This is a genomic window from Allobaculum sp. JKK-2023 (assembly GCF_034745455.1).
Taxonomy (GTDB): domain Bacteria; phylum Bacillota_I; class Bacilli_A; order Erysipelotrichales; family Erysipelotrichaceae; genus Allobaculum.
Genome location: NZ_JAYERV010000003.1, coordinates 1,037,525 through 1,050,222 on the forward strand (window position 1 = coordinate 1,037,525; position 12,698 = coordinate 1,050,222).

Below are 12,698 nucleotides of genomic sequence, written 5' to 3' on the forward strand. Positions count from 1 at the left end.
GCGAATCAATTTCCCTCACAAGGCTTGTTTATCTTATCATCAGCAGATCCAGAAGTCAACATCTTTTGTGAAGATTTTCTCAACATATTTTCAGACGTTTTTCGGAATTGATGATGATCTGTATTTGCGAAATCTTTCGCAAGTACTTGATTACTCTACCATAAGTGCCTCGCAGAATGCAAGTTTATTTGTGAATTTATTTTCGCTTTGAACTATCTCATCTGTTGACTGTTTTATTATCCGCTATTTAAAGCGATTGTTTAATCCAAATGATTCTTATCCTGTCATTTTTCCATCCACTGAGCGAGAGTTTCTCGTTTAATGCTTTTTGAGCATTCTTAATTCGAATTCATACCCAAAATAAGCATAACTCAATTTGAAGATAAAGTTTGTACAGGGTCCTCCTAGCGTCTATAATGGAAAAAGAACAGTCAAATGACTGAACTTTATGGGAAAGGAGATTAAAGAAAATGAAATCTGTTCAGAAACTTACGCTGGCGGCTCTGTTTCTGGCTCTTGGATTACTGCTTCCGTTTTTAACGGGCCAGATTCAATACGTCGGCTCGATGTTGCTGCCAATGCACATTCCTATCTTGCTTTGCGGGCTGATCTGTGGATGGAAATATGGTCTTGCGGTTGGTTTTGCCACTCCACTGGTAAGAAGTGCACTGTTTGGCATGCCCGTCTTATTTCCAATAGCCTTTGCGATGGCTTTCGAGCTGGCCGCATACGGGGCAATCAGTGGTCTGATTTATAATTCCAGTTCCAAACAGGATCTGGGTACCGTTTATCAGGCATTAATCAGCGCAATGATTGGAGGTCGTCTGATCTATGGTCTGGTCATGACGACGATTACTTCCCTGCTCGGTCAGCCTTATTCCTTCCAGATCTTTATGAACGCGGCCATCATGAGCGGTCTGCCAGGTATTGTCCTTCAGCTTTTATTGATTCCAACCATTATGCTCGTGCTCAATAAAACTGGCGTTCTTCGCTTCCAGAGTGAGAAAGCTGTTGCCAAAGCCTGATGGATTCCAACTTGTTTCAGCCTTCAAGTCTCGAAGAAGCAGCCGGCCTGGTCCAGAAACAGCTGGCTTCTTTTCGGGATCAGAAAGAAAAGACCAATTCAAAGGGAGTCGCTGACTTTTCAAATTTGCTGATCATCTGTATTGACGGACGCTGTGCTTCTGGAAAAACCTCTCTGGCTGCTTTACTGGAAAGTCAGATTGAAAACAGCCAGGTGATTCATCTGGATGATTTTTTCCTCCAGCCTTACCAACGCACCCCGAAGCGATATGCCACGCCGGGAAGAAACATCGATTCTGAACGGATCATTCAAGAAATTCTCGAACCAGCCAGGCATGGCCTGCCCATTGTATACCAGCCATTTTCCTGTCGAAGCATGTCCTTACAGGCCCCTGTTTCAATCGGAAAGCCAGAGGTTCTGATTCTTGAAGGGTCTTATGCTGCCAACTCGGATCTTGGTCCTTATGCCGACCTGCGGATTCTGACTACAATCGATCCTGATTTGCAGCTGGAAAGGATCGAGAAACGAAACGGCAAAGAGAAACTTCAGGACTTTAAAAGCCGCTGGATCCCGCTGGAAGAAAACTACTTCCAGACCGTGGACCCCGCCCGCTTTGATCTCGTTTTCGATTTAGGCCATCTGAAGTAAGAGATGTTTTCTGGCTTTTGGTTGCTGAAAACGAAGTACAGATTTTCGTTTTTACAGATTCATCAATAGAAGTTTCAAAAAAGAGAAAAGGAGAGCCCAATGGCAAAATCTAAAGTTTATTTTTCGAAAAGCACTTATCCTGACACACTTGTCAAACTCTACAAAGCGTTAGGCAAAGAGTTAAAAGGAAACGTTGCAGTGAAACTGCATTCTGGCGAACAGGGAAACCAGAACTATCTGCGTCCTGAATTCGTAAAACCAATTGTCGATGAAGTCAATGGTACGGTTGTCGAATGCAATACTGCTTATGGTCATGACATGGGCGGTCATCGCTCGACCACGATGGAACACGAAAAAGTTCTGGCTCAGCACGGCTGGACCGAAAACTTCAACGTCCAGATCCTGGATTCAACGGGCCCAGATCTGGTTCTGCCAATTCCTAATGGCAAAATCATCAAGGAAGACTATGTAGGACGTGATCTGTCCAAATACAATTCCATGCTCGTTTTATCCCACTTCAAAGGTCATCCAATGGGCGGCTTTGGCGGTGCACTGAAACAGTTGTCCATCGGCTGCGCTTCTTCTGCCGGAAAGTGCTTTATCCACTCCTGCGGTCAGTCCAAAGATATGAGAGACTGCTGGGAAAAAGAAGTCAAACAGGAAGAGTTCATCGAAGCAATGGCTGATGCTGCCGAAGCCGTGGATACCTACTTCAAAGATAACGTTGTGTATATCAACGCGCTCGTCAACCTGTCTGTAGACTGCGACTGCTGCCATGTTGCGGAAGACCCATGCATGAAAGATATTGGTGTCATGATTTCGACTGACCCCGTTGCGATCGACCAGGCCTGCATTGATATGATCTTCGCTTCTGACGATCCAGGACGTGATCACCTGGTAGAACGGATCGAAAGCCGTCATGGTCGTCATATTCTCGAAGCTGCAGAAGCTCTGAACTTCGGCAACCGTGAGTATGAACTGATCAACATCGACGAAGAAGCTTAAAGCTTATTGACTTTCTGATTCAACCACATTTTTATTGATCAACTTTATTCTTCAATGAAAAGAGCAGCCTGTTTTTGTGGGCTGCTCTTTTCGTATTCTCGGTTTTAGATGGTCTCACTCTTCGTTTGAAAAGATCTGGATTTTTACAGCACGCATTCCACCCAGGTCATGAAGTACTGAGCGTCGATCAACGCAGCCGCCAGACCAGAGTTCTCATATCCGGTATGAGCAAGCAGTTTCAAAACTTGATCTGCTTGATCCAGTGGAATCTGCGTAATTCTTCCCCTGGCAAGATTCAGACCGCATTCCTGGTTGATCTTGTCCAGAAGGCCAGTTTTCTCCATCCCCTTAAATTCTTCTTCACTCATTTCATAATCATGAATCGCCAAAGAATCTTCGACTTCCTGTTCGAGATCTTCAATCCCCTGCTCATTGACGGGAACACTGAATACGTAATCTGCCATATTGTCTCTTCCTCTTTTCCTTTTCCAGCCAGACTCTGGCCCGACTGGTTTCGATCAGGACTTACCGATGCTTTCGCATGGAGTACTCTGCTTTTGATTGTAGTCTGCTTTAAAGTCCTGGGACAGTTTTTACCCATGTCTGCCGGCGTCCATAAAGAAAAGGCCCTGCCCGGGCCTTTTGGATCGTTTTGAATCGCTTGAGATTTAGTTTGCAGAAAATCATCTTCTGGGGGAAAGATCTTTTCTGCAAAAGACATCTGCAGGTAAATGGTTAAGCTTTTGTGGCAGCCTGGATGCCGGCAATGGCACCATCACTGACTGCGGTGGCTACCTGTCTGATTTTCTTGGAGCGAATATCGCCAGCCGCAAAGACACCTGGAATTGCGGTTTCCATATTTTCGTCAGTTGGAATAAAGCCGGCTGCATCCAGTTCCAGCTGGGGATACATGGCAGTATTTGGAACAATACCTGCATAAACAAAGACTCCAGCTTCTGGATCTTCGACGATGGTCTTTTCACCTGTCGCCAGATCGGTGAACTCCAGTTTATTGAGATGAGCCCCACCATCAACAGCTGTCAAAGAAGTATGTGGCATAACTTCAATGTTTTCAGCAGCTTCAACTTTGTTTTTGAATTCAGGAATACTGATCAGTTCGTCTTCAACGCAGACAATCACAACTTTCTTTGCCAGATTGCTCAGATACAGAGCTTCCTTGACAGCACCATCAGCACCACCGATGACATAGACAGTTTTACCTTTATAGTTTCTGCCATCACGTGGCGCATTCAGACGCATACCCCCGAGGTTTTCACCTGGGATCCCCAGCATTTTTGGAGATCCGCCATTGGCAAGAATTACAGTTTTGGTTTCATATTCACCTTTGTCGGTTTTGATCTTTTTGGGTTCACTGACCAGATCGACGTCTTCAACTTTTTCAACGCGGATTTCAACGCCAGAACCCTCAGCCTGTTCTTTCAATCTAGCCGCAAAGGTCTGTCCGGTTTCACCTGGAAGAATTCCAGAATAGTGAGTGACAGTAGAGACATTGCCAATCAGGCCGCCTACACCTTTCTGATCAAGAACCAGAACGTCTTTGCCCCGGCTTTTTGCATAAATAGAGCTGCTGATTCCAGCTGGGCCGGCACCAATAATAATTGTATCGTACATCGTGTTCCCTCCGTTTTTACATCTGAATCCTACTCTTAAATCATCCGTTCGTCAGGATCAGACATCTTAACAAGACAATTATGATGATCTTCTGGACAAACCGCATGAACCATGACTGTCTGATTTTTTATCCCATATCTATGAGAGCGCTTTAAAAAAGCCCAACCATTTTTGGTCAGGCGATGTGCTCTTATCGATTCGATTTTTGGTCAAACTGCTGACTTTTGAATTTCTGATCATGCCTGCGCTCGATTCGCACGCATCTCTCTTGGTTCAAGCTGGAGGTGATGACGGGCGATGAATTCTTTTCGTCCCTGCCCAGAAAGATTTTCCAGGTATTTCTTTTTCAGGTAGACAAAATCCTCAAGGGTATACAGCACAACAAGCAGGACTCTTTGTGTCTGTGGAGTCATATTCTCCAGAGAGTTGGATTCAATTTTTTCAATCAGCTCCTGGTTGGTCAAAAGCAGATCTTCGGGCGGGACATAATCCGAAACCGAGTTGGCAAGCCGTTCAATATATTGAACCACTCCATAATGTCCATGGGTGTCTACCGGATTGGCTTCAATCTGTCCGGCCAGGACATGAAGCAAAGCATGCTGGGCAAAGCAAAGCTCCAGATAGGAAAGCACCCATTCATCTTTGGCAAGCAGTTTATTTTGTGTGTATTTATGAATGAGATCTCTTCCCTTTTGGGCATCTTCCAGGATATGGCTCAGCGTTCTTGAATTAGCGTTAGCCTTTCGCGTCCCACAAATCGAGTCAGCCAGTTCGTCCAGCCCAGCTCTCAGATCGATTTCAACCAGACAGATCTGCTCATAAACCAGCGAAGCAATCGTACGGTCTGGCTGGTAAAGGTTTAAGACAAAAGCAATCACAATGCCGACCAGTAAAACGCAGAACTCCAGAAAGATATTCTGCAAAGAAAAGTTCTGGTCTAACAAAAACACAGTTCCAAACACCGCATTGACCGACAGCGTATCCTTCCAGCCAATCGTCCAAAGGATAAAGACAATCAAGAACAGATACAGCCCATACGCTACGAATGCCGGACTGACACGGGGGAAAATCAACCAGCTTAAAAAAACCGCAAACAGATAGGAAATCAGCCGCTTATAGATTAACGAAACAGTCTGTTTCCGGGTCTGGACCATAATCGTCAGTAAGGCTACCGTTCCGGCAGAAGCAGGATGGGGCAATCCAAGAAAGGTACATACAACTACGGCCACAGCCGCGCCCAATCCAATTTTTAAAGCTTCAAGTAAATTCATCTTCAGCTTTCTGGATTCGAAAGCCTGCATCAGAGTTGTTCTCATTTTTCTCTCACCATCTATTCCCTGTCTATCACGGTCTTATCCTACCAAGAATCGCAATTGCGCACTACAACAGTTTTCAATTTGGAAGTGCTTTTATGTAAACCATTCCATTTTTAGCCACGATTCGAGAATAAGTTAAATTTTCCCTTTTAAAATAGATATTTTTTATTCTCTGATCCAGATTGTTTCGTCTTTTTTTCTATACAAACATTCGAAATTTCAGGTTAATAATATGGAAAGGTTTCCATATTATTAACCTGAAATTTTTTGCCCGTCTCATCATCTGCTTTTTACCTGTTATGCCAGGTTTCTCCTTTTTACAGATTTTATTTCCGCCTTCTTTCAGACCCTCTTCTTCTTTTGATTCTTCTTTTGATCCGCTTCATATTGTTCTCTGGTGATCTCGTAAACCAGATGCGGCATGGTATACCCCCGATAGGATTTGATGACCATTTCGACCGGTTTCATGTCATTGCGTATGGCAACTTTCTGACTGGCTGAATTCGTATCCCGGATAATTGAAGTGACCCGATCCGCACCAAGGATGTCAAACGCATAGGCTTTGCACGCCCTGGCTGCTTCAATTGCATAGCCCTGGTGCCACTTTCCCTTTTCCAGATGATAGCCAATTTCCAGAACCGGGGTTTCATTGACCTTCTGCCATGTAATCCCGCAATCCCCAATACTCTGGCCAGTCTTTTTATCCATCATCAGCCAGAGACCAAAACCATCTTCTCGGTACCGACGCTGATTATTGGCAATCCAGTCACGAACTTCCTGATCGTCAAAACCATGCTCATAAGCGTACATCACTTCTGGATCTGCCAGAAAACGCCGGGCATTTTCAAAGTCATCTTCGTTCATTTGTCGCAACAGGAGCCTGTCTGTTTCCAGAACTGCACCCTTTTGTTTTTTCACCTTCATACCTCTACTCCTCTGCTTTTTAAATGACCATTCTGGACATTCTAAAGTAACTTATCAGATAAACCGCATCAATATTTTCTCTGGATGACACCTGCCTGCTGCAAGTCGGTGAAATTTCCCATTTTGCTTCCCAGAAGAAGAGACTTCCTGCTCGGTCATATAAAAACAGCAGTCTGAAATCCAATCTGACATTGTTGATAGAACGTCATGATCCTGAAAGTGCATGTCCATGTTTTTACTGCCCTAAATTTCCAACCTGATTACGATAATTATGCTATACCAAGCATCGAACGCAAACGGAGAAGAAACAGAAAACATCTAGATTTAACTTCACCTAAAATAAAAGCAAAGAGTATTAGTGACAAATCCCGATAGCTTGTAATGAATAGATGTGCGGTTTGGCTGTATACCATAAAAGCCGTCCATTTCATCCTCATAATGAATCAGACGGCTTTTTAATGTCGTTCAATTTATACTCTTTATACTCAACAATATTCAGAATTCACCCTTGACTTCCAGATGTTTTAGGTAATTTACGGCGATCGAAATAAAAGCAGACCAGGAAGAAGAAAATTCCAAATACAGTTGAAATTGGAGCAGCCAGTCCGACCTGGAAAAGGGATGTCCCTGGAAGACTTGCCATCCAGGCAGAAACCGGAATCCGGACAAACAAGGCAGAAATAATTCCCTGCAGCATGACCGGCGTCGTTTTGCCGCAGCCATTGAAGTAGCCAATAAAGCTGAACAGTGTACAGGTCAGCACGCAGTCAAAACTGAAACCGCGGATATAGTCGGCTCCCTGGGCGATTACTCCCGGATCACTGCTAAAAAAGCTTGCCAGCAATGGCGCCTGGAAAAAGCCAGCCGCAAATAAAACCAGTCCGGCAGCCGTACCACCGAGAATCGCAATCAGGGTACCCCGATCTGCCCGCGATCTTAAATTCGCCCCCATATTCTGGGCGACATAGGCCGAAACACTCTGCATCAAAGCAGAGGGAACAAGCATGATGAAGGAGGTAATCTTCTGGGCGACACCATATCCGGCGGAAGGTAAAAGTCCCATGCTGTTGGCAATGACATTGATGAACAGAAAAGAAATCTGCACAGTCAGCTCCTGCAGGGCAATCGGGATTCCAATACGCAGAATCTGACGCAGTTCTGCTGGATAAAGACGAAGATCCTGCTTGCTGAACGTAAAACCAAGTTCTGTACGCTTCATGAAGAACAAAGCTACAATCACAGCAACTAGTTGCGCAAGAACCGTTGCCCAGGCAGCCCCGGCAGCATCCATCTTCAGACCTCCGACAAACGCAAAGTCCGCGATAATATTCACCACACAGGCAACTGCCACAAACAAAAGCGGCAGATTGGCATTCCCTACACCACGTAACACGCAGGAAATGACGTTATAAGCAATGATCACCAGAATTCCGCCAGAACAGATGCGCAGATAATCAATTGCCAGACTGACAGATTCTGCCGGAACCTGCATCATGGCAACCAGCTGGGGAATGCAAAGCTCCAGAATCACCGTCATCACAACACCAAGAATTCCAAACAAGACAACCGTCGTCCCTACAGTCCGCCCGGCCAGCTGCGGTTTTCTTTCACCGATATGGTGAGCAATTGTCACCGTAGAGCCGATGCCGATCTGAAAGACCAAAGATTTCTGCTTCGATATGCAATTGATGTTCTGCTGGGCCGGTTTCAGTATTTGGAGCACCAGAAGGAAGCAGCTCAATCATAGAACATTTCCTTCCCGGTCATTGAATGATCGAGAATCTTTGCCAATCAAACCTGAATCCTTCAGGCTGGCAAGTATGGTTCAAGCTTAAAAACAAACTCAGGGACTGAATCGCAATGGATTCAGTCCCTTTTCGTTCGATTTTTTCTTTTCCGTTTCTTCAAAATTCCTTTTCTTTAAAATTCTCCCTGGTCATTCAAGGTATTTCATTCCAGAACAGCAGCCACCTCTTTCAGGTAGTCGGTAATGGATAAGTGCTGCGGGCAGTGCTCTTCACATTGTCTGCATTCAATACAGGTAGAGGCCCTCCCTTTCCCCTGGGTTTCCGTAAACCGTTTATAGCTGGCTTTTGCTTTAGACTTCTGAGAATCACCGAATTTGCTGATGTTGTTCATCAGTTTGAAATAATCCGGAATGGCAATCTGCATTGGACAGCCATCGACACAATACCGGCAGGCTGTACAGGGAATGCTTTCTTTCGAAGCGATAATCTCGGTTACCCGCTTCACAAGGTTCTGTTCCTCTTCGCTTAGTGGACTGAACTCCTTCATATAGGAAAGGTTATCTTCCATCTGTTCAAGATTGCTCATACCCGAAAGAACCATTGCCACTTCAGGCAGTGATGCTGCAAACCGGACTGCCCAGGAAGCCACGGACAGATCAGGGTGGTTCTCTTTCATGAGCGCTTGCGCTTCTTCTGGCACATTGGCAAGCAGACCGCCTTTGACTGGTTCCATAACCAGGACTTTTTTTCCATGACGGACTGCCGTTTCATAACAGGCACGAGATTGCACATCATCGCTGTCCCAGTCCAGGTAGTTGAGCTGGAGCTGAACGTATTCCATTTCTGGATGCCGGGTTAAAATTTCTTCAAGAACTTCTGGGGTGTCATGGAACGAGAATCCAACATGACGGATTTTGCCTTCCGCTTTTTTCTGCAGAGCAAAATCAAACGCGCCAATGCGATCCGCCAGTTCCAGGTAGTTTTTATTCATAGCATGCAGCAGATAATAGTCAAAATACTCCACGTCGCAGCGTTCGAGCTGGCCGTTAAAGTAGTCTTCCAGATTTTCCGCCTTATCGACAACGAATAAAGACAGCTTATCGGTGATGGTATACGCATCACGGGGATAACGTTTGGCGACACAGTTTTCAAAAGCAATTTCACTGTTTTTTCCGCCATGATACGGATACGCCGTATCAAAATAATTGAATCCGGCATCCATATAACGGTCTACCATTTCCGACAGGGCTTCATAATCGATTTTCGTTGTGTCATTAGGATCTGCCAGCGGCAGACGCATCAGTCCAAAACCAAGTTTTTTAGGGTTCATCCTTCAATTTCCTCGCATCCTGCATCTCTGCTTCTTCATCCTCTGCTTTTCTTATGGGAATTTGGTCACCAAAACGATATGGGAGTCCGCTCTGTTTTCCATGCGGCCAGATCAAGCCGACCAATTTTTCAGTCTTCTTCAGCTGCCATCGCCTGGCGGCTGGATTTTATGCAGCGTTCCCTATACGCCTCTACGCATCCGACCAAAAAATATTGACATTGACCATCAAATAAATTCCCATAAATTGCAGAGCTTCTTATAAATTATATCTACAGGTTTATATTCTTCTGAATAAAATTCTGCAGAATGGCTGTTTTATCTGGTGAATCTTCCAAAATTGAAATTTGGTCATCCCTAAGCTGCCTTGTCCATCAAGCAGCCCTTTTCACTGTCCATCATGCCTGTGAAATCAGATCCAGCAGAATGCCGACTGCTGGTTGTTTGTCATCGATCCATTGTCGATCATGCTGACGGGCGATGGAAAGGGCCTGATCTTTCCAGGCATCAAAGTATTCCTGTCCATTGGCTGCCTCAAGCTTAAGCTGACTTTCCGGAGCGATGGCATCGATAGCAGCTTGCATAATCTGCCCGCGAAGTTCCGTCTGCCATCCTTTTAAAAACTCACCGAAGCAGTACTGGAGCGTGTAGGGGCCATAAGAAACCAGTTTTGAAAATTCATCAGAATGCGCCTGGATGTACTCCTGAGGGTCGGATGATTGTGCAGGAGTCTGGCAGATCGTATCGATCAGGGATCCGATCATTGGACCGGTCATCTCCTTAGCCTGTTTCAGACACTCCTGCCTTTGCACATCGGAGTAATTCTGGCTGTTGAGAGCATCTTCGCCGATATCGTCTGGAAACTTTTCCCGGATATCCGCTGCGTACAGACTGCCATCCCGCGGCTGCCAGTACTCAGTCAGGAAATATCCATTTTTGTCATGGTCAAAGGAAATTGCAACTGGGATGTGGCTGCCGCCGACTGAATCAAAACCGTTAGCCGTCACTTTATATTCTTCATAAAAAGCCATTCCATAATAGGTGACGTGTTCACCGTCACTTCCTGAGCTCATTGGACTGGAAACTTTCTTCAAAGGAAGAAAATGTGCGGCCGCCAGGTCATATTCTTCCGGATGCCAGGACTGATTGCGATTCAGTATTGCCTGACGAAACATGACCTGTTCTTCAGCGGACAGAAACAAAGCGGATCCAACCGCCGTTTGAATTTCATCAGCACCCAAAGCAGAACTACTGCTGGAGTCATAGCCAGCACCATTTTGATTCTTTCCATTATCTGCCAGATTCTCAACAGAAGTCCGATTGGTCTGAGAAATGTCCTTTTTTGGATCGGTCGCAAAGCAGGCCGTGACACCAAGACAGGCAATGATTGATCCAATGACAGCCCATACCGCTGGCTTTTTATAGTCGAGTATGTTTTTGATCCTCTCTTTTACATCGATTTCTCCAAATGCCAGCGGACAGGTCAGAACGGCCCGCCGGGCTGTACTGCAGGTTAATAAAGCCGTCGAATACTGCTTCTTTTCAGCGAGATCCATCGAGCAGATAACCTTTTCATCACAGGCCATCTCGATATCGCGGCTAAACAGAATATAGGCCAGCCAGCATAAGGGATTGAACCAGTGAACTGCAAGGATCACAAATCCAACCCATTTCCACCAGTGATCGTATCTTTCCAGATGGGCTTTTTCATGGGCCAGCACGGATCTGGTCGTCTTTGGATCCAGGCCGGAAGACAGATAAATTTTCGGCCGGATCAGTCCGAGAATAAACGGCGATTTGATCTGATCGCAAAGATAGATGTTTGCTCCAAGAGGGATACTTTCAGCCACCGTCCGGCGCATTTTCAGCAAGCGGAAAAGTCCCCAGCCCATCAGAATGACGATTCCGCTCAGCCAGAGTATGGACACAATAAAGGTCCAGCTATAAACCGGATTCAGGCTTTCAGCCGGCACTGGCGCCAAAGACGCATTCAAAAGCGGATGGACGGCCTGATTGACAGCCGGAATTGAACTGTTGGTGACAGGAACCTGGGTCTGGAGAGCATGGACGTTGAACGTTTCAGCGCTTGCCAACAGGCTCAGCCTGCTTTCAAAAGAGAACGGAGCGCTCAGCCGCAGGCCAACAATCCCCCACAAAAGAATAACAATCCACTTTGGTGCTTTCTTCTTCATGAAAAAGCGAAGAAAGATGACCGCAAGGATCAGCCAGAACGAGGTAATGCTCATATTCAGAACTTTTACAAAAAGATCAGCCATATTATTCACCTGCCCGGTCGATCAGGTCGCGGATTTCAGCGATTTCTTCAGGGCTGAGTTTCTTCTGGCTGGTAAAGGCTGCCAGAAAAGCCGGAAGCGAACCGGCGAAGGTTTGATCAACATACTCCCTGCTCTGGCGTGCATAAAACTCATCTCGTGAAAGAAGTGCTGTGACTGTACCTTTGTTGTTTTGGAACAGCCCTTTATCGCACAGACGGCGCAGGACCGTATAGGTTGTGGTGCGTTTCCAGGAAAAGGCATCGGAAGCCAGCTTGACCAGCTCACCAGTTGTCACTGGCTCTTTTTCCCAGATCAGATCCGCAAAACAGGACTCGACAGTCCCTAACTGAATTTCTGCCATAGACGGCACCTCCTGTCTACAACTTGTAGTATTGCTTTAAGACTACATGTTGTAGACAACTATGGCAAGGTCTTTTCGAATCTCTTAGAAAATGAAGCAGAATCTGGAACGATCCGAATCGCTCCGCGTATGAAAGGAGCACAGAAAGCCTGCCTGAGCAGCCGATGAAAATTACTGCGTTAACTACTGGTGCGATCTTTTTGCCAACAATCGTTGCCCGTTTTTCAGCCATTAAAAAAATCCCTGAAGAATATCGGATTTCTCCTTTATCCTTCAGGGATTTGCTTTTGTCTGGCGACTTCCTATTTTTGCTTTTACACTATCGTCGGCGTTCAATGGCTTAACTTCCGTGTGCGGGATGGGAACGGGTGTGACCCATTGGCTATCGTCACCATACCATTTCATTGAATCAGCGCATCTTTGGATGATCATTCAAT

General features: G+C 45.7%; 11 protein-coding genes and 1 rRNA gene. 3 read left to right on the forward strand and 9 right to left on the reverse strand.

Features of this window, described 5'->3' with window-relative positions:
• Window positions 1-470 precede the first annotated feature (470 nt).
• The 3 genes from U4956_RS04165 (at window position 471) to U4956_RS04175 (ending at window position 2,677) form a co-directional block, all read left to right on the forward strand.
• On the forward strand, window positions 471-1,025 hold the full coding sequence (locus U4956_RS04165; RefSeq protein WP_323089240.1) for an ECF transporter S component: 555 nt from the start codon (window positions 471-473) through the stop codon (window positions 1,023-1,025).
• A gap of 11 nt (window positions 1,026-1,036) precedes the next feature.
• Complete coding sequence (locus U4956_RS04170) at window positions 1,037-1,672, forward strand: hypothetical protein (protein ID WP_323089241.1); 636 nt, start codon at window positions 1,037-1,039, stop codon at window positions 1,670-1,672.
• 99 nt (window positions 1,673-1,771) lie between these two features.
• On the forward strand, window positions 1,772-2,677 hold the full coding sequence (locus tag U4956_RS04175) for a DUF362 domain-containing protein (protein WP_323089242.1): 906 nt from the start codon (window positions 1,772-1,774) through the stop codon (window positions 2,675-2,677).
• A 143-nt stretch (window positions 2,678-2,820) separates the two neighbouring features.
• Here U4956_RS04175 and U4956_RS04180 read toward each other — a convergent pair whose 3' ends face one another.
• From U4956_RS04180 to rrf, 9 genes are all read right to left on the reverse strand, one after another.
• Window positions 2,821-3,141 (reverse strand): hypothetical protein, encoded by a 321-nt coding sequence (locus U4956_RS04180; RefSeq protein WP_323089244.1) that lies wholly within the window; start codon window positions 3,139-3,141, stop codon window positions 2,821-2,823.
• A 271-nt stretch (window positions 3,142-3,412) separates the two neighbouring features.
• Entirely contained in the window at window positions 3,413-4,309 is an 897-nt protein-coding gene (locus U4956_RS04185) for an NAD(P)/FAD-dependent oxidoreductase (protein WP_323089245.1), read from the reverse strand.
• 236 nt (window positions 4,310-4,545) lie between these two features.
• Complete coding sequence (locus U4956_RS04190; RefSeq protein ID WP_323089246.1) at window positions 4,546-5,580, reverse strand: aromatic acid exporter family protein; 1,035 nt, start codon at window positions 5,578-5,580, stop codon at window positions 4,546-4,548.
• A gap of 387 nt (window positions 5,581-5,967) precedes the next feature.
• Window positions 5,968-6,549, reverse strand: coding sequence for a GNAT family N-acetyltransferase (locus U4956_RS04195; protein ID WP_323089247.1), 582 nt, complete (start codon window positions 6,547-6,549; stop codon window positions 5,968-5,970).
• 502 nt (window positions 6,550-7,051) lie between these two features.
• The gene (locus tag U4956_RS04200; protein WP_323089248.1) at window positions 7,052-8,212 is read right to left on the reverse strand and encodes an MATE family efflux transporter; all 1,161 of its coding nucleotides are present in this window, start codon (window positions 8,210-8,212) and stop codon (window positions 7,052-7,054) included.
• A 287-nt stretch (window positions 8,213-8,499) separates the two neighbouring features.
• Window positions 8,500-9,627, reverse strand: coding sequence for an aldo/keto reductase (locus U4956_RS04205; protein ID WP_323089249.1), 1,128 nt, complete (start codon window positions 9,625-9,627; stop codon window positions 8,500-8,502).
• A gap of 395 nt (window positions 9,628-10,022) precedes the next feature.
• Window positions 10,023-11,900 (reverse strand): M56 family metallopeptidase, encoded by a 1,878-nt coding sequence (locus tag U4956_RS04210; protein ID WP_323089250.1) that lies wholly within the window; start codon window positions 11,898-11,900, stop codon window positions 10,023-10,025.
• Between the two features lies 1 nt (window position 11,901).
• Window positions 11,902-12,261 carry a BlaI/MecI/CopY family transcriptional regulator gene (locus tag U4956_RS04215; protein ID WP_323089251.1) on the reverse strand — a complete coding sequence of 120 codons (360 nt, stop codon included), beginning with the start codon at window positions 12,259-12,261 and terminating at the stop codon, window positions 11,902-11,904.
• A gap of 289 nt (window positions 12,262-12,550) precedes the next feature.
• A 5S ribosomal RNA gene (gene rrf, locus U4956_RS04220) occupies window positions 12,551-12,657 on the reverse strand.
• Window positions 12,658-12,698 lie beyond the last annotated feature (41 nt).

Excerpts from the sequence above, each read along its gene's own strand:
- U4956_RS04180 (WP_323089244.1), bottom strand. The coding sequence starts at position 3,141 with ATGGCAGATTACGTATTCAGTGTTCCCGTCAATGAGCAGGGGATTGAA.
- U4956_RS04205 (WP_323089249.1), bottom strand. The coding sequence starts at position 9,627 with ATGAACCCTAAAAAACTTGGTTTTGGACTGATGCGTCTGCCGCTGGCA.
- U4956_RS04215 (WP_323089251.1), bottom strand. The coding sequence starts at position 12,261 with ATGGCAGAAATTCAGTTAGGGACTGTCGAGTCCTGTTTTGCGGATCTG.
- U4956_RS04175 (WP_323089242.1), top strand. The coding sequence starts at position 1,772 with ATGGCAAAATCTAAAGTTTATTTTTCGAAAAGCACTTATCCTGACACA.
- U4956_RS04185 (WP_323089245.1), bottom strand. The coding sequence starts at position 4,309 with ATGTACGATACAATTATTATTGGTGCCGGCCCAGCTGGAATCAGCAGC.
- U4956_RS04165 (WP_323089240.1), top strand. The coding sequence starts at position 471 with ATGAAATCTGTTCAGAAACTTACGCTGGCGGCTCTGTTTCTGGCTCTT.
- U4956_RS04190 (WP_323089246.1), bottom strand. The coding sequence starts at position 5,580 with ATGAATTTACTTGAAGCTTTAAAAATTGGATTGGGCGCGGCTGTGGCC.
- U4956_RS04195 (WP_323089247.1), bottom strand. The coding sequence starts at position 6,549 with ATGAAGGTGAAAAAACAAAAGGGTGCAGTTCTGGAAACAGACAGGCTC.
- U4956_RS04210 (WP_323089250.1), bottom strand. The coding sequence starts at position 11,900 with ATGGCTGATCTTTTTGTAAAAGTTCTGAATATGAGCATTACCTCGTTC.